The 17,140-nt window shown below is 57.4% G+C and carries 20 protein-coding genes; 11 read left to right on the top strand and 9 right to left on the bottom strand.

Features of this window, described 5'->3' with window-relative positions; genetic code table 11:
* Nucleotides 1-22: 22 nt before the first annotated feature.
* From FHS72_RS15120 to FHS72_RS15090, 7 genes are read right to left on the bottom strand one after another with little or no spacing between them, the layout of a single operon-like run.
* Nucleotides 23-481 (bottom strand): DUF411 domain-containing protein, encoded by a 459-nt coding sequence (locus FHS72_RS15120; RefSeq protein WP_005647566.1) that lies wholly within the window; start codon nucleotides 479-481, stop codon nucleotides 23-25.
* A 3-nt stretch (nucleotides 482-484) separates the two neighbouring features.
* On the bottom strand, nucleotides 485-1,858 hold the full coding sequence (locus FHS72_RS15115) for a M23 family metallopeptidase (protein ID WP_037953506.1): 1,374 nt from the start codon (nucleotides 1,856-1,858) through the stop codon (nucleotides 485-487).
* A complete protein-coding gene (locus FHS72_RS15110; protein WP_183530511.1) occupies nucleotides 1,855-2,481 on the bottom strand; it encodes an SCO family protein in 627 nt (208 codons plus the stop codon). Before FHS72_RS15110 ends, FHS72_RS15115 begins: the two co-directional genes overlap by 4 nt.
* Nucleotides 2,481-2,948: a copper chaperone PCu(A)C gene (locus tag FHS72_RS15105; protein ID WP_183530510.1), complete on the bottom strand. Its 468-nt coding sequence runs from the start codon at nucleotides 2,946-2,948 to the stop codon at nucleotides 2,481-2,483. Before FHS72_RS15105 ends, FHS72_RS15110 begins: the two co-directional genes overlap by 1 nt.
* Before the next feature lie 28 nt (nucleotides 2,949-2,976).
* A complete protein-coding gene (locus tag FHS72_RS15100; protein WP_009824436.1) occupies nucleotides 2,977-3,636 on the bottom strand; it encodes a DsbA family protein in 660 nt (219 codons plus the stop codon).
* On the bottom strand, nucleotides 3,633-4,055 hold the full coding sequence (locus tag FHS72_RS15095; RefSeq protein WP_009824437.1) for a disulfide bond formation protein B: 423 nt from the start codon (nucleotides 4,053-4,055) through the stop codon (nucleotides 3,633-3,635). The genes FHS72_RS15100 and FHS72_RS15095 overlap by 4 nt, the downstream gene beginning before the upstream one ends.
* Nucleotides 4,056-4,060: 5 nt before the next feature.
* Nucleotides 4,061-4,627 carry an SCO family protein gene (locus FHS72_RS15090; protein WP_037953551.1) on the bottom strand — a complete coding sequence of 189 codons (567 nt, stop codon included), beginning with the start codon at nucleotides 4,625-4,627 and terminating at the stop codon, nucleotides 4,061-4,063.
* A gap of 213 nt (nucleotides 4,628-4,840) precedes the next feature.
* Here FHS72_RS15090 and FHS72_RS15085 point away from each other — a divergent pair, with 213 nt between their 5' ends.
* The 6 genes from FHS72_RS15085 (at nucleotide 4,841) to FHS72_RS15060 (ending at nucleotide 9,099) form a co-directional block, all read left to right on the top strand.
* Nucleotides 4,841-5,269, top strand: a complete 429-nt coding sequence (locus FHS72_RS15085; protein WP_007803476.1) for a MerR family transcriptional regulator — start codon at nucleotides 4,841-4,843, stop codon at nucleotides 5,267-5,269.
* Between the two features lie 82 nt (nucleotides 5,270-5,351).
* Nucleotides 5,352-5,972 (top strand): cation efflux transmembrane domain-containing protein, encoded by a 621-nt coding sequence (locus FHS72_RS15080; RefSeq protein ID WP_074637764.1) that lies wholly within the window; start codon nucleotides 5,352-5,354, stop codon nucleotides 5,970-5,972.
* Between the two features lie 69 nt (nucleotides 5,973-6,041).
* On the top strand, nucleotides 6,042-6,812 hold the full coding sequence (locus FHS72_RS15075) for a transglutaminase domain-containing protein (RefSeq protein WP_183530509.1): 771 nt from the start codon (nucleotides 6,042-6,044) through the stop codon (nucleotides 6,810-6,812).
* On the top strand, nucleotides 6,802-7,767 hold the full coding sequence (locus FHS72_RS15070) for a cation diffusion facilitator family transporter (RefSeq protein ID WP_007803480.1): 966 nt from the start codon (nucleotides 6,802-6,804) through the stop codon (nucleotides 7,765-7,767). Before FHS72_RS15075 ends, FHS72_RS15070 begins: the two co-directional genes overlap by 11 nt.
* Nucleotides 7,739-8,101: a SpoIIAA family protein gene (locus FHS72_RS15065; protein WP_050532584.1), complete on the top strand. Its 363-nt coding sequence runs from the start codon at nucleotides 7,739-7,741 to the stop codon at nucleotides 8,099-8,101. The genes FHS72_RS15070 and FHS72_RS15065 overlap by 29 nt, the downstream gene beginning before the upstream one ends.
* Nucleotides 8,102-8,403: 302 nt before the next feature.
* Nucleotides 8,404-9,099, top strand: coding sequence for a hypothetical protein (locus tag FHS72_RS15060; RefSeq protein WP_183530508.1), 696 nt, complete (start codon nucleotides 8,404-8,406; stop codon nucleotides 9,097-9,099).
* A 187-nt stretch (nucleotides 9,100-9,286) separates the two neighbouring features.
* Here the strand turns inward: FHS72_RS15060 and FHS72_RS15055 are convergent, their stop codons facing one another.
* Nucleotides 9,287-9,637 (bottom strand): ArsR/SmtB family transcription factor, encoded by a 351-nt coding sequence (locus FHS72_RS15055; protein WP_183530507.1) that lies wholly within the window; start codon nucleotides 9,635-9,637, stop codon nucleotides 9,287-9,289.
* 63 nt (nucleotides 9,638-9,700) lie between these two features.
* On the opposite strand from FHS72_RS15055, the gene FHS72_RS15050 reads away from it, so the two are divergent.
* Nucleotides 9,701-10,552: a cation diffusion facilitator family transporter gene (locus tag FHS72_RS15050; RefSeq protein WP_038068544.1), complete on the top strand. Its 852-nt coding sequence runs from the start codon at nucleotides 9,701-9,703 to the stop codon at nucleotides 10,550-10,552.
* A gap of 452 nt (nucleotides 10,553-11,004) precedes the next feature.
* Here FHS72_RS15050 and FHS72_RS15045 read toward each other — a convergent pair whose 3' ends face one another.
* On the bottom strand, nucleotides 11,005-11,481 hold the full coding sequence (locus FHS72_RS15045) for an Lrp/AsnC family transcriptional regulator (RefSeq protein WP_183530506.1): 477 nt from the start codon (nucleotides 11,479-11,481) through the stop codon (nucleotides 11,005-11,007).
* A 94-nt stretch (nucleotides 11,482-11,575) separates the two neighbouring features.
* Between FHS72_RS15045 and FHS72_RS15040 the strand changes: the two genes are divergently transcribed.
* From FHS72_RS15040 to FHS72_RS15025, 4 genes are read left to right on the top strand one after another with little or no spacing between them, the layout of a single operon-like run.
* On the top strand, nucleotides 11,576-12,775 hold the full coding sequence (locus FHS72_RS15040; RefSeq protein ID WP_183530505.1) for a methionine gamma-lyase: 1,200 nt from the start codon (nucleotides 11,576-11,578) through the stop codon (nucleotides 12,773-12,775).
* Between the two features lie 13 nt (nucleotides 12,776-12,788).
* Complete coding sequence (locus FHS72_RS15035) at nucleotides 12,789-14,111, top strand: trans-sulfuration enzyme family protein (protein ID WP_183530504.1); 1,323 nt, start codon at nucleotides 12,789-12,791, stop codon at nucleotides 14,109-14,111.
* Nucleotides 14,104-14,655, top strand: a complete 552-nt coding sequence (locus FHS72_RS15030) for an OsmC family protein (RefSeq protein WP_183530503.1) — start codon at nucleotides 14,104-14,106, stop codon at nucleotides 14,653-14,655. Before FHS72_RS15035 ends, FHS72_RS15030 begins: the two co-directional genes overlap by 8 nt.
* Nucleotides 14,656-14,703: 48 nt before the next feature.
* A complete protein-coding gene (locus FHS72_RS15025; RefSeq protein WP_221235442.1) occupies nucleotides 14,704-17,073 on the top strand; it encodes a 1-deoxy-D-xylulose-5-phosphate synthase N-terminal domain-containing protein in 2,370 nt (789 codons plus the stop codon).
* The last annotated feature ends 67 nt before the right edge of the window (nucleotides 17,074-17,140 follow it).

Genomic DNA, 17,140 nt, shown 5'->3' with positions numbered 1-17,140 from the left:
TTGTTAAGGTTCTGCCGCGAGTTCAGTCAGGAGCCGAGTAGCTGGTGTAGACCTCGGTCGATCCGTCTTCGTGGATCAGGAAGACATCGTAAGCCTCCCGGTCGTCCTCCGGTCCCATGCCGGGTGACCCGTAGGGCATTCCCGGCACCGCCAGGCCTACCGCGTCTGGCCGGTCCTCCAGCAGGCGTTGGATGTCAGCCGCCGGCACGTGGCCTTCGATCACGTAGCCGTCGACCAAAGCGGTATGGCAGGAGACCATGCGCTGAGGCACGCCATTGTCGAGTTTGAAGCGCACAAGAGATCCCCCGAACATGTCCTCGCCTGTCGGCGCGAATCCGCTTTCCTCGAGGTGCTTCATCCAGGACAGACAACAGCCGCAGCCGTTTGTCTTCCGGACATCAATCTGGATCGCATCGGCGACAGCTTGCGCCGCGGGAAACAAGGCCAGCGTGACTGCAAGAGCGGGAGCCAGTCGTTTCATGGATTAAAGCCTTTCGGTTGTGGTTTGCACAAATTCGCTGGTGAGCCTCTCGGCCAGTAGCGCGCGTGCTTCAGCCAATCGCTCAAGTGCAGCCGTGTCATCAGCATCCCGCTCGGCCGCCTCTGCCAGTCGGTCGTCTGAGAGAGGATCGGTCGGGCGACCATCGACCAGAACCTCATAATGGAGATTTGGGCCGGTCGCGGTGCCGGTTGCACCGACGCGACCGATCATGTCTCCGGCCATCACGCGCTGCCCTTGTTCGAGTGTGTCCGGCACCTCGCTGAGGTGTGCGTATCGTGTCAGGGTGGCGGATCCATGCGCTATCTCCACCACCCGGCCATACCCACCACGACGTCCGATGAAGCTCACGCGTCCGGGTGCCGTTGCTTTTACAGGCGTACCGCGGGTCGCAGCAAAGTCGACGCCGGTGTGCATGCGCACATTCCCGTAGACCGGGTGTGTGCGACGGCCAAAGACAGAACTCAGCCGCGCTCCTTCCACCGGTTGGGCAAAGACACGCAGGACCTCTCCATCGACATAGATCATTGCTTTACCGCTGCCGTCATCCGGCCAGACGATCTCGTAGACCGTTTCACCAAGGTTCAGTGCGGCGAAGGCAAGTTCCGGTTGACCGATCCTCTCGTTTCCGTCGCGCGCTTCGCGCCAAAAAAGACGCATCGTCTCGCCACCGGAAAGTTCGCGTCGAAAATCTACTGTGCCGCCCAGCATCTGCGCCATGTCGACCGCAAAGCGAGCAGGGATGCCTGCCTTGTCCAAAGCCGCGAAGACAGAGCTTTCGATCACTGCCTCGGCCGCGAACGTCACCATTTCAGGGTCTGGCTTCAACACGCGGGTGGCAAGCTGTTCTCCGAAGACGGTCTCAATCCGGATACTGTCTTCGACGGCGAGTTCCACACGACGCGGCGTGCCGTCCGTTGTGGATACTACGGTAATGGCGTGACCCGGACGCAAACGGCGAAGATCATACTCCGCGCCAATAGCCAAGGCGATTTCGGCGCGATCCGAGGCATCCAGCCCCGCATCGGAAAGGACCGCATCAAGCGTCTCGCCCGACGCAATCTCGCGCGACCAAGTGACCAGCGGGGGCTCGATAGATGGCATCGGCGCATCAGCCAGGGCGACGGGCAGGGGGAGCAGGGGCGCGAACCTGAACTCGTCATCCGCCTGAACGAAAAAAGAGCGGACTGAATTGGTTTCGACGATCTGCGGCTCCGAGAGTGAATCGGGAGTCCAGAGGGTCGCTTCAGCAATCGCAGGAGGAACTGGTTCTTTAGAAAGAACGCCAGAAATGGCAATGGCGGTCAGCGAAAAAGCGCCTGCAACCACAGCGCTCGCCAAAACAATTCTAATCTTCATGTTGCCCCCTCTACGTCTTCTGTCAGTGCACGCCGGATCTTCGGCACTGCGAATTCTCTTGGCTCGTGATAGTCAATCATGGTGACGAGTTCACCCTTGGCATCGAACAGGAATACGCTTGCCGTATGGTTCATTGTATAGTCGCCGCCTTTGGTTGGGACGCGCTCATAAGAGGCACGAAATCCTTCTGCAGCGCGGGCAACCTGGTTTGCCGGCCCCGTCCAGCCGCGAATAGCCGGATGAAAATAGCCGACATATTCGGCCATGGCCTCGACCGTGTCCCGCTCCGGATCGACTGTGATGAAGACCACGTTCATCTGCGCGGCTTCGTCTCCGAGATCTTCAAGCCAACCTGAGATATCCGATAACGTCGTGGGGCAGACATCCGGGCAGTAGGTGAACCCGAAGAACACCATGGTCGGGCGTCCAATCAGGGTTTCTGGGCCCACTTCATTGCCTTCGTGATCGGTCAGTCGGAAATCCATCGCCGACAGGGGGAGAGGCCTTTGGCCGGCCGGTTTTGGTGCACCGGGACCATCCGCCCGCCACCAGCCGACCCCGAGCATCAGAGCGACAGCGCCTACACCGGCTGCACCGTATTGGACCACATGCCGACGTTGCATCAGCTCTCCGGCCCGCGCGCGGCGATCCCCAGAATTGGGACCTCGACAGCCACTTCACCACCGTCCGAGAACGTCAGTGTCAGCGGGAAGGTCTCGCCTTCGATCATCAGATTTTGCAGCATCATGAGCATGGCGTGCAATCCGCCCGGTTCCAATGCTACGCTTTGGCCCGGTTCAATCGTGATCTCGCCTGCAGGCGCCATTGAACTGACGCCATTGGAGTTGGTTTTCGACTCATGGATCTCGGGCATCATTGCTAGCGGTGTCGCAAGTCCGGTCAACGTCACAGCGTATTCGCCCGTGTTGCGCACGGTCATATAGACGGCACCAGGGCGGTTTACCCCGATTGAAGCACGGGACCACGCGTTTTCGACGACCACATCCTCCGAACCGGCAAATGCCGGAGACGACATGCCCGAGAGTAGCAAGACAAGGGGCAAACCATTGATGTAAGATAGTTTGGTCATGAAGAATTCTCCTGTATCTGGCCGAGCATCAACTTTGGCTGGCCGCAACTTCCGCCCCCACCAGTCGCCGCAGTTCCGCCTCACCGAACGGGTCTAACGGCTTGGCGTTGACGAAGAACGTGGGCGTTTGTCGCACGCCTACCGCTTCGACATCAGCGCGGTCTTGATTGAGCACCGCCACGACACCGGGGGCCAGCATCTGTGTCCGAGCAGCTTCGACATCCAGACCACCGCTTGCGGCAATCTCAAGGATCAAACCCGGTGCCGGAGTGCCATGGGACGCCCATCGTGGCTGCTCGCGCAAGACCGCTTCCAGCACGGGTTCGAACACATCCTGCATCCGCGCAGCTTCGAGAACACGGATCGCTTCCACCGAAGCTTCACCGTGAAAGGCAGTGTATCGAATGACGACACGGACCGCATCACCGTGCTCAGCCATGATATCCTTGACCACGGGATAGAAGGCGCGGCAGGCCTCGCAAGCTGGATCGAAAAACTCGACAATCGTGACAGGTGCCGTTCCGGGGCCAAGGATTGGGGAATAGGACCGGATCAGCACATCGTTCACTTCGGGCGCGACAGGGACTGCCTCTGCCACGGGTTGGGGGCGGGTGGCATACCAGGCCGCGCCGCCAAAACCTACGGCACCAACAGCCAGAACGGATAGAACGAGACCGCGTCGATTCATGTTTGTTTTTCCTTCAGTGAAATGGCCGCCAGCACCCCGATCATCGTGAAGGCGACAAGCGCCATCAGCGGAATCGGAATGCCGAAGACCACCTGGTTGTCGTCGGTACAAGAGGGACCGGTCGCAGTGCAGGGCTGAATCGCCTCGGGGATCAGCCCGACATAGAGGCCGAGGTGATACAACGCCACTGCCGCCCCCCCAAGCGCCAGCGCAACGCCATAGCGCCCCACGCGGGGATCCTGCCACCACAGCCCGAGCCCAAGAACAATAGCCAAGGGAAACATGAAGGCGCGCTGGAACCAGCAAAGGATGCAAGGCGTTTGACCCAGTACCTCGCCAATGAAGAGCACGGCAAGCGATGCGCTAAGCGCAATGATCCAAGCAAAAACAAGGGCCGTTTCTCCGGAAAGTCGGGTCATGGCGATCAGATCCTCTCTCTCAGATCCGCAAGGATCTCTTCGGCAGGTGTGCCGTAGGGCCAGGAATTAGCGAAGCCCGCCTGCGGATCAAAAAGAAACAGGTTTGATGTGTGCCCCATTGTATAGCCATCCGGCGCGCTGGCCTCGTCGATTTGTTCGTAGTAGATCGGAAAGGTTTCAGCGGTCTCAGCGATCTGATCGGATGTTCCGGTCAGACCCATGATACCTGCATCAAAGCGCGGCACAAAGTCGGCAAGAGCCATTGGCGTATCACGTTCGGGATCAATCGAGATGAAGATCGGCTGCACTTTTGCGGCATCCTCGCCAAGTCCGTCCATCACGGCCGCGACTTCGGCCAGTGTTGTCGGACAGACGTCAGGGCAATTGGTGAAGCCAAAGAAGACCAGCATCCAGCGCCCTGCGAAATCTTCCTCCGTTTGGACCATGCCGCGATGATCCGTGAGTTCGAACTGCGCAAAGAAAGGTTGTTCGTCTTCGGTTTGGGCACGGTCGGCGCGGTAGTCCGCCCACAGTAACAGCCAGATGAAAACGAACGCCGCCGCGCCCGCCAACACCCACAATACCTTCTGAAGACCTAAAAGCCTCACGCCGCTCCGCCCGAACTTGATTCTATATTTTGAGTGCGTCTACATCCTCTAGCTACTGTAGGTTCAAGCGTGATTGTCATTGATTGGCCAACAATCACCGATTTGTGAAGCTCAGGTGAAACTTGTGATGCGCACCGCATAAAGCTACACCCACTGTAGGTAATGTGGGGAGCGGAAATGCTGACGATTGGGACGCTGGCGAAGAAGACCGGAACAAAGGTGCAGACCATCCGGTATTACGAGCAGATCGGACTTATGCCTGAGCCCGGCAGGACCGAGGGGGGCCAACGACGCTATGGCGACGCCGAACTCGACCGCTTGTCATTTGTCCGGCACGCACGGCAATTGGGATTCTCGTTGGACGCGATCCGTGAGCTCCTCGATCTCAGCGATCATCCGGGAAAGTCCTGCGCGGAGGCGGATGCAATAGCCCGTCGGCAACTCAAACAGGTCGAGCAACGATTGGCGCGGCTCGAGGCGCTGCGGACGGAATTGAAGCGGATGGTGCATGAGTGCAGCGGCGGGCAGACTTCAGACTGCCGTGTGCTCGAGGTACTGCGCGACCATTCCGAATGCCTGACCGACCATGAAGAGATCGGCGCCTGAGCAATTTCGACGACCTTTGATCGGAACGCAAAAAGCCCGACGTTAGTTACTCATTGGCAATTCACTAATTTGGATACCTGACATGGCGGAGCAGAGAAACGCAACGGAAAGACGCACACTCTGGATCGTGCTGGGTCTCAACATCGGGCTGGCAATCGCTTTCTTCGCCTCGGGCGCATTCGGCGATTCAAGCGCGCTTATCGCCAATGGCCTCGACAATCTTTCGGACAGTTTCGTTTACGCGATCAGCCTCTTCGCGCTGTCCCGCTCCGCCAAGTGGAAGCGCGGAGCGGCGAACGTTTCGGGCGGCCTGCTGATCCTCTTCGCTCTTGGCATCCTGTATGACGCCTGGCGCCGCTACGTAGGCGGATCGGATCCTCTTGGCACGATCATGATTGTTATGGCGCTGGTAGCGGCGTCCATCAATGCACTTTGCGTCTGGCTGCTAGCACGGCTTCGCGATCCAGACGTGAACATCCGAGCGGCGAATACCTTCAGCTGGAACGACTTCGCGGCCAATCTCGGAATCGTCGTCGCAGGCGGGCTCGTGGCTTGGCTCGGAACGAACTGGCCGGACCTTGTCGTGGGCGTGATTGTCGCCGGCATCGCGGCCTGGGGTGGCGTCGGAATCCTGAAAGACGCGCATGGTGAACACCGTAAGGCGGTGCACGATGACAATCAGGCAAGTGAGGACATCGCCTGAAATCGGGGCTTGAAGCTACAGTGACTGTAGCAACTACATATTCTCGTGAACGATTCGAGGAGATATCCCGTGAACCCCGCCGACCCTCATTTGGCCAAAACCCAGCTGCTGGATTTTGACGCGACCTCAATTGCAAAACTGATCGAGGAGCGCGGCTGGGCAGACCTTCCCAGCGACGACCGAATTGGGGCCATCTACGATTTCGTCAGGAACGAGATTACCTTCGGCTACAACCGCGCCGACGACATTCCGGCGTCCGAGGTCCTCGCAGATGGCCACGGGCAGTGCAAAACCAAGGGCACGCTCCTCATGGCCCTGCTGCGTGGCGTGGGAGTTCGCTGCCGACTGCACGGGTTCACAATCCACAAGGCGCTTCAGAGAGGCGTCGTTCCGGAACTCGTCTATCCCCTCGCGCCGTCCGAAATCCTCCACTCCTGGGTCGAGGTGGACTTGGGCGACGGATGGGTCAATCTTGAAGGCTTCATCCTGGACGCGCCTTTCCTGCAGACGCTGCAGCAGAAATTCCGCGAGACGGATAGTCTGTGCGGCTACGGAGTTGGAACGGAGTGTCTGAGCGCCCCGCCTGTCACTTGGTCCGGCAATGATACCTACATCCAGAAAACCGGTATTGTTCGCGATCTTGGAACCTTCAACGCACCCGACGATTTTTACTCAAAGCACCGCCAGAACTTCGGATTTGTGCGCGACTTGCTCTATCGCCACGTCATCCGTCACTGGATGAATGCCAGGGTTCGCCGCATCCGCCGCGGAATCTTGCCGCCGGTCCCCGGATTCGATCGGCCGAACCACCGCCATGAGGAGACGAACCGTGCCGCATGATCACGGCCACGCCCACATCGATCCTCAATCCGGTGATCGTCGCGTCTCCATCGCCATCTGGGCCAACGGCCTCCTGACGGTCGCGCAGATCGTCGGCGGGATCCTTTCCGGCAGCCTCGCGCTGATCGCGGATGCCCTCCACAATTTCTCGGACATGGCGTCGCTAGTGATCGCCTTCTTCGCGCGTAAGATCGCTCGCCGCCCGGCGGACAAGCGCATGACCTTCGGCTATGGGCGGGTAGAAATCGTCGCAGCGCTCATCAACTACACGACACTTATCCTGATCGGCTTCTACCTGATCTACGAGGGTGGCATGCGCATGATCGACCCACCAGAGGTACAGGGCTGGACGGTGGTGATCCTGGGCGGTGTGGCACTGGTCGTCGACACGTTGACGGCGCTGCTCACCTATTCGATGCAGAAAGGCAGCGTGAACATCCGTGCGCTCTTCCTGCACAACCTATCGGACGCTTTGGCCTCCGTGGCGGTCATCATCGGCGGCTCGCTCATCCTCCTCTACAACATGCGGTGGGTCGACCCGGCGATCACCATCGGCATCGCTCTCTACATCCTCTACCTCGCATTTACCGAGATCGGCGGTCCGATTCGGACGCTGATGCTCGGCAGTCCACCGGACATCGATAATGAAACCGTCGTTCAGGCGATGCGGGGTGTGGATGGTGTCGCGGACGTTCATCACGTGCATCTGTGGCAGATGCAGGAGCACGAGGCGGCTCTGGACTGCCACGTCGTGCTGACAGCGGACGGCTGGGGTCAAATCGAAAAGATCAAGGCCGCGATCAAGGACCGGCTGAAGGACGATTTCAGCATCGGTCATTCGAGTCTGGAATTTGAGCACGAAGACCGCGCACACGAAAACGCTGACCTTTACGGTCACGGCAAACCGGAAAAAGAGGAGGAAAACCATGTTCACCGAGACACTGACAGCTCATGACGACACGATTGGCCTCGCCTGCGAGGGCAAGCTCAGCGAAAGCGACCTGAAACGGATGCACGCCCTGCTTCATGAGCGCCTGCAAGAGACAAGTAAGCCCGGCCTGGTTCTCGATCTCACGAGGTTCGAAGGCTACGATGGGCCGTCCGCTCTGCTCGAAGATCTGAAAATCGACACAGCCCATAGGAATGACTTCCGCCGCGTCGCTGTGGTGGGCGAAGGGGCTTTGTTGGAGTGGGGAACCAGGTTCGCCGACGTGCTGACCACGGCAGAACTCCGTCAGTTCGACCCGGCGGAAATGAAGGCGGCAATCGCCTGGGCAAGTGAAAGGTAGAGTAGCTTTCAATCAGATGCCTTCGCAGAAGACAGCATCTGTTCGAAACCATAAACAAAAGAGCTACAGCAGTTGCGAGACCCAAGAGCAATCCGAAAGTTCTGAACATGGTCGCTCCTTTCGCAAAGGAGTAACTTTGGTACGGTGGCACTGCCCTTGCCGGGGCATTATCAAATCGTAATGTTTTAGCGGCTCAGGGCGCCAGTTGGTTAACATAAACTTCATTATGCGTTTTTATACTTAGTGTTGCGATAGTATATTATCGTATGTATGCTGAACTCCTGTCACGGAGGTTTCTCAGCATGCGCCATCCAATCAAGAAGCTCCTCCCCTCGGTCGCAGTCGCTTTGACCGTGACAGGCCTTTCGCTGCCTGCACCCGCCCGCGCGCAGACATACCCGATCGATTGCGCGATCCTCTTGTGTCTGTCTGGCGGCTGGCCTGCTTCCGTCCCTTGCGCCCGGGCCCGCGCTGAATTCATCAGGCGTATCACGCCCTGGCCGGTGGAACCGCCGCTGCAAATCTGGCGCTGTCCCATGGGCGCCTCCTATGAGGGCGATCGGCCATCAAACAACGCTGGCCACATCCTTGAAGCCTTGTACCAGGCTGACAGCCGTCGACCGCTCCAATCCTTGCTAGTGGACAATTTCGTTCCCACCGACCAGGCACTCCGGCTCGTTCAGGATCGCGCGAACATCGATATCAGCGGACCTGAGTTCAATTTCGTGCGGTCAATTCGCGTCTTTGATGTTCGCTATGCCCGCCAGTATCACGCTGGCAGCGAAGGAGACTGTGAACGTAGTGCAAGCGTTTATATAGGCACATATGGCACCCAAGGTGACTTCACTTGGCAACGATCTTCCATAACTGCCCTGCCCGAGGCCCATGTGGGACTTGAACGTTGGGGCCAGAATTGCCCGGGTATCTATCAACGATCTGTCTTCGTCGATTGGCGTGACTATGAGGGAAACTACGGCTTCGAACAGGTGAACTACTAGCGCCGACAATGACAGCGGTGCCATAAAACTGCCGAAATTTGAGCATGCTGAGCTACGCAAGTAGCGGCCGTTCGCTGCTGTCGGTGGCAAGGTCCGGAGAGCGGACAAAGCGCCATTTTGCTGCGGCTGCGCAAATGGCTGCTTTAGGCCTGGCGCACCAATAGAACATTGCAGCAGGACACGTCGGTTAACCCGTATAGCTTCGGCAGGCATCGACCCCTACGGCTGTCGAGGCAAGTAGTTGATCTGCGTCGCGGATGAGATCAGCGATCCGCCTGTCCGCAAGGCGATACCGGACGAACCGACCTTCGTTCCTGCGACTGACCAGACCGCAATCCAAAAGGCAGCGCAGATGGTTCGAGACATTGGGCTGACCAAGCCCTGTTTGGGTAACGATTTCCTGCACGCTGCGTTCGTCCGACAGTAGCGCATCGAGGATCGCAAGACGGCTGGGGTCGCCGAGACCCCGGAAGAGCTTTGCCCGCGGCTCAAGGGTGTCAGCTGCCGAAAGATCGTCTTGAATGTTTTGCAATGTCATATCATTATCCACTGATACGTTAGCGGCGACTTCTTTCGCACGCTACCTTCAAGAGGATCGCATATGAGCCGAGCAGATAACACCACATTGCCTACAACGTCTTTGCCGATCCGGATGCGGGTGCATGGCATGGACTGCGCCAAGGATGCCGCCGAGATCGAACGGGCCGCTCGGTCTGCGGGCGTGGCTGAAGGCGATGTGAAGGTGTCTGCCGCAACCCATGTCATGACATTGCGGATCGCCGAAGACGACTTGCCGAAAGTGCGTCCAGCACTGGACGCAACCGGCTATGGCTTTGAGCTGATCAAGAGCGGGGATACATCGTCCGATCCGGCTTACAAAGACCCGAGCTATCGCCGCGCGCTCTGGATCGTGGTCCTGCTCAATCTCGGCTACGGGGTGATCGAGATGTTCGGCGGGTTCCTGTCCGGATCGCAAGCTTTGAAAGCAGATGCCCTGGATTTTTTGGGCGACGGCGCAATCACCTTTCTGGGCCTGCTCGCTATCGGTTGGAGTCTGACATGGCGGGCGCGGTCGGCGATGATCCAGGGCGTGTTCTTGGGATTTCTGGGGCTTGGCGTTGTCGGCAGCACAATCTGGCGTGTCCTGAATCAGACGACACCAGAGGCCGGGTTAATGGGAGCCTTCGCCGTGGGCGCGCTGATCGTAAACATTCTTGCGGTGCTGCCGCTGCTAAAACACCGCAAGGGCGACGCCAACATGCGGGCCGTATGGCTGTTCTCCCGGAACGACGCCATCGGCAACCTCGCCGTGGTGATCGCTGCCGGACTGGTCGCCTGGCTCGGCAGTGCCTGGCCTGACCTCATCGTTGCTTTCGCCATCGCAGGGCTGTTCCTGCATTCGTCATGGATGATCATCCGGGATGCGCGGAGTGATCTGTCAGAAACCGAGTGATCTGGCGGAAAAGCTGACGTGCGAACCGGAAACCGACATTCGCCACTGCGCAGCGAGTCCGGAACTTTGGGCTCTTCCAGCACTTTCGCCGCGCAGATCATGAAAGGCCGATCTGGGACACATCGCCTTTCGCTGCACCGCGCATGAACTGGTAACATGCGGGACGAAGCTGCCGTCGAACTTATGACTTCGAATGGCTGCTTTTATGTGTGGCCCCAATATCGGAGCCATAGCAGTTTGGCAGGTAATAAAAGCTGCTCACTTTTGGTGCATTTGCCTGCACTTGTCCAAATTCCACTAACCACGACTATTTTGGCTATGAGCTTTGACACCCAACGGAGCGCTGTGTAAAATCACATTCTGAAAGATCTCGGCAGTCAAATCACACCCAAAACTCAGTTACCTCACGCCACGACCATGATCGATCCTCGTTCAATACCTAACACCATAGTCTAATCCACAGTTGGGAATACATTCGTCCGTTTAACGACGCCATAGACAAAGCTGGTGTCAATCGAACCGATGCCGCCAATGGGATGAAGCCGTTCGCGCACAAACCGTTCGTAGTCTTCCAGATCGCTCACTACCACACGGAGCAAATAATCAGAATGTCCGGTCATCACGAAACATTCCAGCACCTCGGGAATGTCGCGCATACGCGCCTCAAAGCGCGCGACGGTTTCCTTGGTGTGCTTATCAAGGCGGATCTGAACCATGACCTCGACAGGTAACCCGTAAGCCTTTGAGTCCACGTTAACGCTGTAGCCTTTTATCGCGCCGTTGGCCTCAAGATTGCGTAGCCGACGCAGGCACGGCGAGGGTGAAAGGTTCACTTCTGCCGCGAGATCAAGGTTCGTAATGCGACCATTGCGTTGCAGCGCCCGCAGGATTTTACGATCTGTAGCGTCAATTTGGGTCTGCGTTGGCATATTATGCTAATCTCTCATAATTTTGGGGTCAACTTAGCAACTAAAAGCCTGACGAGCTAGTGGATAGTGGTCTTGTCACTTTAGGGAACATGTCATGGCCAACACCTTCGATTTTTCAACGCGCGCAATTCACCACGGATATGACGCCAGATCGGCACAGGGAGCATTAAACCCGCCGATTTACATGACGTCGACTTTTACGTTCGAGACGGCCGAAGACGGCGGGGCGATGTTTGCAGGTGAAAAAGAAGGGCACTTTTATTCACGGATCTCCAACCCGACCTTGGATCATCTTGAGCAGCGGATCGCTAATCTTGAGGGCGCTGAGGCAGGCCTATGCACCGCATCGGGCATGGGGGCGATCACCTCGACGATGTGGTCGTTTCTTGCTGCGGGTGACGAGGTGATCATCGACAAAACGCTTTATGGCTGCACCTTTGCGTTCATGACGCATGGGCTGCCACGGTTCGGGGTAACGGTGACTTTGGTGGATATGACCGACCCTGCAAACCTAGCGGCGGCCATCACTGCCAAAACAAAAATCGTGTATTTCGAGACCCCTGCGAACCCGAATAACCGGCTGGTTGATATCGCTGCAGTGTCCGAGATCGCGCACCGTGCAGGCGCCAAGGTGGTGGTCGATAATACCTATGCGACCCCTGTTTTGACGCGCCCGATTTCACATGGGGCGGACATCGTTGTGCATTCTGCCACGAAATTTCTAAGTGGTCATGGGGATGTTGTTGCTGGTCTTGTCGTCGGGTCACTCGCGGATATCACGCAGATCCGGTTGGTCGGCGTGAAGGATATGACAGGTGCGGTGATGTCGCCGCTGACGGCGATGCTCTTGCTGCTCGGGATCAAAACCCTGGAACTGCGCATGGAGCGGCATTGCCAATCGGCACTCAAGGTTGCGCAGGCATTGGAAGCCCACCCTGCAGTGTTGAATGTCTCTTACCCCGGGCTTGACAGCTTTCCCCAGAAAGAACTGGCGCGTCGCCAAATGACGAACTTCGGCGGCATGATCCCGTTTGAAGTGAAAGGCGGGAAAGCGGGCGGCATTGCGATGATGAACCGGCTGAAATTAATCCAGCGCGCAGTCAGCCTTGGCGACGCGGAAAGTCTTATCCAGCACCCCGCAAGCATGACCCACGCGACTTACACCCCCGAAGAACGCGCTACACACGGGATCGCGGAAGGCTTGGTGCGGCTTTCTGTCGGCTTAGAGGGCGTAGGCGACATCATCGACGACCTGACCACAGCGCTGAATGCACACAATCAATTCACTGAATGATCCGGAGCGACACATGTCCAACGCAAACATCTTAGGCGATCCAAACAGCACCACGCCTGCGCGCACATCTGGTGGCTGGATAGCTGATCTTGACCGCACACGGCACGCAGGCCCTTTTCTGGCTGGTCACGCATCAGCGGGGCAAGGCATGTCAACCACTGCCGTGCATGCGGGCACGCATGACGATCCACGCACAGGCGCAGTTGGAACGCCCATCTATCAAGCCTCTACTTTTGTGCTGGGTGAAAACCAATATCAATCGGTAGAGGAAGGTTTCGCGCGCGACCGCTTTATCTACTCGCGCTACGGCAATCCATCGCAATGGGCTGTGCAAGAGAAACTGGCAGCACTTGAGGGTGCGGAGTCCGCGATTGTTTTTAGCTCAGGCATGGCCGCGATCACCAGCACAGTCATGGCGTTAATGGACAAGGGCGCGCATGTTGTAGCCTCCAGCGATCTCTACGGCGGCACCTACAATCTGTTCAACCAAGAGTTTCCGACCTTCGGGATGTCCTGCACGATGGTCGACTCGTATGATTTTGTAGCGATCGAGGCCGCGATCCAGCCCAATACACAGCTGATGTATTTCGAGGCGATCACAAATCCCTTGCTGAAGGTCATCGACATCCCACGCCTTGCTGAAATTGCAAAGCGCCGCAATGTGCGACTGGTTGTGGACGCGACCTTTGCGCCACCGATTTCCATGCGTACGCTGGATCACGGCGTTGATGTGGTGATCCATTCCGCGTCCAAATATCTGAACGGACACAGTGACCTGATCGCGGGTGTGGCGGCGGGTTCGCGCAAATTGATCGATATGATCTGGCCGCGGTTGCTGAACTACGGCGGCTCGCTTGATCCCCACGCCTGTTTCCTGCTGGAGCGCGGGCTGAAAACCCTCGCAATTCGTATGCGTGCGCATGAAGAAAGTGCGACTGTCTTGGCGCATTACCTTGAGGCTCATCCGCAAGTTCAAAAAGTGTTCTACCCGTTTTTGGAAAGCCACCCTGACTATGCGACCGCCAAGCGCCTGCTTAAGAATGGCACGGGCAATATCACCTTTGTCATTGAAGGTGGTGACGCGGCGGCGCTGCGACTGGTCAATGCGCTCCAAATTCCAAAACAAGCAACCAGCCTTGGTGGCGTAGAAAGCTTGATTAGTCTGCCGTTCAACACGTCTCAGGCAACATTCACATCGCGCCAGCGCAGTAACGTCGGCATCGATCCGGGCTGTGTGCGCTTGTCGGTGGGCATCGAAGACGCGGCCGATCTGATCGCTGATTTCGAACAAGCTTTGGCCGTCACCTATTCACAAAAGGAAATGTCACATGCGTAACAGCATTCCCACTGCCGCTTTAAGCGAATTCGTGAACGAAGTCGCAGCCTCGCCCGAAGAGGCGCTGATGGACTACGGTATTGAGATCAACTGGGAGAGCGGCACACGGTCACGCACCGAGACCAAACCGATGAAGGTTGGTCCACATCAGGTCAGTCGCTCCTTTAGCTGGAAGTCAGATGAACCGCGTCAGCTGATGGGCAACAACCACGGACCAAATCCGCAAGAACTGCTTTTGTCAGGTCTGGGGTCTTGCATGATGGTCAGCTTTATCGCGGGGGCGACGGCTGAGGGAATTCAGTTGGAAACGGTCAGGATCGACTTTGATGCAACATTGGATCTGCGCGGTTTTATGGGGTTAAGCACAAATACTGCCGTAGGCTTTCCGAATATCAGATACAAAATTCACGTCACGGGCGATGCGACCCCCGAACAGTTTGCCGAGCTGCATCGCAAATCCGTGGCACATAGTCCGAATGCGCAAACCATTCTCAATCCCGTTGGCTTGCAGGGTGAAATCATCAGCACCCAAATCGACAAGTAAGCAATGCACGCCAGTCTTTCCGTCCGCCCAGAACAAATGGAGCCGCACATGTCTCTTCGTGATCAAACCCACCTGAAAGCAATCGAACAACGCCTGTTGTGGCTGTCCCACTGGATGATCCACAACGCCAATCACATTCGGCCCAAGGTGGACGGGATCAAGGTTGGTGGGCATCAGGCATCGTCTGCGTCGATGGTTTCTATCATGACAGCCCTATATTTTAATGCGCTGCGCCCCGAAGATCGCGTCGCGGTCAAACCGCATGCCTCGCCGATATTTCATGCGATCCAGTATATGATGGGCAATCAAACCCAAGAGAAAATGGAGAACTTTCGCGGGTTCCATGGCGTGCAAAGCTACCCTAGCCGCACCAAAGACATCGACGATGTGGACTTCTCCACTGGCTCCGTCGGGCTTGGCGTTGCGATTACATCATTTGCGTCCATCGTGCAGGACTACATCACCGCGAAAAGCTGGGGCAAGGACGTGCCGCTTGGACGGATGGTGGCGCTTGTGGGTGACGCGGAACTGGACGAAGGCAACATCTACGAGGCCTTACAAGAGGGTTGGAAAAACGACCTGCGCAATACGTGGTGGATCATCGACTATAACCGCCAGTCGCTAGACGGGGTGGTGCGCGAAGGATTGTTCAAGCGGATCGAGCAGATATTCGATGCGTTTGGCTGGGATGTCGTGCGGGTCAAATACGGCGCATTGCAACGCGCGGCTTTTCTTGAGCCTGGTGGTGAACAGCTGCGTGAATGGATCGATAACTGTCCCAACCAACTCTATGCAGCGCTGACATTTATGGGGGGTGCTGTTTGGCGGAAACGCCTGCTGGATGCGCTCGGCGATCAGGGTGATGTGACGGCCTTGATCGAGGCCCGCTCGGATGCAGCGCTCGCTGACCTTATGGAAAACCTTGGTGGCAACTGCGTGCAGACAATGGCCGAGACTTTTGACGCTATCGACCACGACCGGCCGGTCTGCTTTCTGGCCTATACCATCAAGGGATGGGGCACGCCGATCGCAGGTCACAAGGACAACCATGGCGGTTTGATGAACAAGACGCAGATGGCCGCGTGGCAAGACCACATGGGTGTGGCGCAGGGGCAGGAATGGGAGAAATTCGCGACGATTAAAAAGCCGGAAATCCTGCAAAAATTCCTTGATGAAACGCCATTTTTCTCCAGGGGCCGCCGTCGGTATTCCGACAATATACTGGAAGTGCCGCTGATAGAACTCTTGACAGACCGAGAAATCTCGACCCAGATGGCGTTTGGTAAAATCCTCGACGATCTCTCCAAAGGCGACAGCGATCTGGCCACGCGGATCGTCACCATGTCGCCCGATGTGACCGGCACCACCAATCTTGGGCCATGGGTCAACCGGCGCAAACTGTTCGCACGCAAGGCGCAGGCCGACACGTTTATTGACGAGAAAATTCCATCGACAGCAAAGTGGGAGTTCACCCCCGAAGGACAACACATCGAGTTGGGCATTGCTGAGATGAACCTGTTCTTACTGCTTGGCGCGGCAGGGTTATCGCACTCGATCTTTGGCAAGCGGGTGATCCCGATTGGCACGGTCTACGACCCGTTTGTGGCGCGCGGCTTGGACGCGCTGAACTATGCCTGCTATCAAGATGCGCGTTTTATGATCGTGGGCACACCGTCTGGCGTAACACTCGCACCTGAAGGCGGCGCACATCAATCCATCGGATCGCCCCTGATCGGAATGAGCCAAGACGGGCTGGCAAGCTTCGAGCCTGCCTTCGCCGACGAGTTGGCCGTGATCATGCAGTGGGCCTTTGACTACCTGCAAAAAGACGGGGCAGGCGATCCTGACGAGCGCACATGGCTGCGTGATGAAACGGGCGGGTCTGTTTATCTACGCTTGACGACCAATCCGATTGAACAACCTGGAAAACGGGTCGATGAGGACTTCAAACAAGGCGCAATTGACGGGGCCTATTGGCTGCGCAAACCGGGGCCAAACTGTGAAGTTGTGATCGCCTATCAGGGTGCCGTTGCCCCCGAAGCCATAAAAGCGGCAGGGATTATTGGTGAGGGTCGACGAGATGTCGGTGTTCTTGCCGTGACCTCAGCGGATCGGTTGAACGCGGGATGGACAGCGGCACAACGCGCCAGATCGCGCGGTCAGGATATGGCCGAAAGCCATATTGAAACACTGCTTGCTGGCGTTTCGGACCACTGTAAAATTGTGACGGCCATCGACGGGCACCCCGCTACGCTTGCATGGCTTGGGTCTGTGCATGGGCACCAAACCATTCCGCTTGGCGTCGAGCACTTCGGGCAAACAGGCACCATCGGCGACCTCTACAGCCACTTCGGAATTGACGCCGCTTCTATCGTTGCGAAAGTTGCCAGTCTGACGTCTGGGAGGCGACGCCTATAGCGCGTGGGCTGCCAGCACGTGACGCGCGTTTTGCACGTTCCTTACGAAAACAACCTGCATCGGCTAG

The organism is Yoonia ponticola, assembly GCF_014199395.1.
GTDB lineage: Bacteria > Pseudomonadota > Alphaproteobacteria > Rhodobacterales > Rhodobacteraceae > Yoonia > Yoonia ponticola.
Note: the sequence above shows the minus strand (reverse complement) of the source record. Positions and strands in the feature narration are given on the sequence as shown.

What these genes read in the sequence shown, in the direction of transcription:
- FHS72_RS15120 (WP_005647566.1), bottom strand. Translation starts at nt 481, where the DNA reads ATGAAACGACTGGCTCCCGCTCTTGCAGTCACGCTGGCCTTGTTTCCC.
- FHS72_RS15115 (WP_037953506.1), bottom strand. Translation starts at nt 1,858, where the DNA reads ATGAAGATTAGAATTGTTTTGGCGAGCGCTGTGGTTGCAGGCGCTTTT.
- FHS72_RS15110 (WP_183530511.1), bottom strand. Translation starts at nt 2,481, where the DNA reads ATGCAACGTCGGCATGTGGTCCAATACGGTGCAGCCGGTGTAGGCGCT.
- FHS72_RS15105 (WP_183530510.1), bottom strand. Translation starts at nt 2,948, where the DNA reads ATGACCAAACTATCTTACATCAATGGTTTGCCCCTTGTCTTGCTACTC.
- FHS72_RS15100 (WP_009824436.1), bottom strand. Translation starts at nt 3,636, where the DNA reads ATGAATCGACGCGGTCTCGTTCTATCCGTTCTGGCTGTTGGTGCCGTA.
- FHS72_RS15095 (WP_009824437.1), bottom strand. Translation starts at nt 4,055, where the DNA reads ATGACCCGACTTTCCGGAGAAACGGCCCTTGTTTTTGCTTGGATCATT.
- FHS72_RS15085 (WP_007803476.1), top strand. Translation starts at nt 4,841, where the DNA reads ATGCTGACGATTGGGACGCTGGCGAAGAAGACCGGAACAAAGGTGCAG.
- FHS72_RS15080 (WP_074637764.1), top strand. Translation starts at nt 5,352, where the DNA reads ATGGCGGAGCAGAGAAACGCAACGGAAAGACGCACACTCTGGATCGTG.
- FHS72_RS15065 (WP_050532584.1), top strand. Translation starts at nt 7,739, where the DNA reads ATGTTCACCGAGACACTGACAGCTCATGACGACACGATTGGCCTCGCC.
- FHS72_RS15060 (WP_183530508.1), top strand. Translation starts at nt 8,404, where the DNA reads ATGCGCCATCCAATCAAGAAGCTCCTCCCCTCGGTCGCAGTCGCTTTG.
- FHS72_RS15055 (WP_183530507.1), bottom strand. Translation starts at nt 9,637, where the DNA reads ATGACATTGCAAAACATTCAAGACGATCTTTCGGCAGCTGACACCCTT.
- FHS72_RS15050 (WP_038068544.1), top strand. Translation starts at nt 9,701, where the DNA reads ATGAGCCGAGCAGATAACACCACATTGCCTACAACGTCTTTGCCGATC.
- FHS72_RS15045 (WP_183530506.1), bottom strand. Translation starts at nt 11,481, where the DNA reads ATGCCAACGCAGACCCAAATTGACGCTACAGATCGTAAAATCCTGCGG.
- FHS72_RS15040 (WP_183530505.1), top strand. Translation starts at nt 11,576, where the DNA reads ATGGCCAACACCTTCGATTTTTCAACGCGCGCAATTCACCACGGATAT.
- FHS72_RS15035 (WP_183530504.1), top strand. Translation starts at nt 12,789, where the DNA reads ATGTCCAACGCAAACATCTTAGGCGATCCAAACAGCACCACGCCTGCG.
- FHS72_RS15030 (WP_183530503.1), top strand. Translation starts at nt 14,104, where the DNA reads ATGCGTAACAGCATTCCCACTGCCGCTTTAAGCGAATTCGTGAACGAA.
- FHS72_RS15025 (WP_221235442.1), top strand. Translation starts at nt 14,704, where the DNA reads ATGTCTCTTCGTGATCAAACCCACCTGAAAGCAATCGAACAACGCCTG.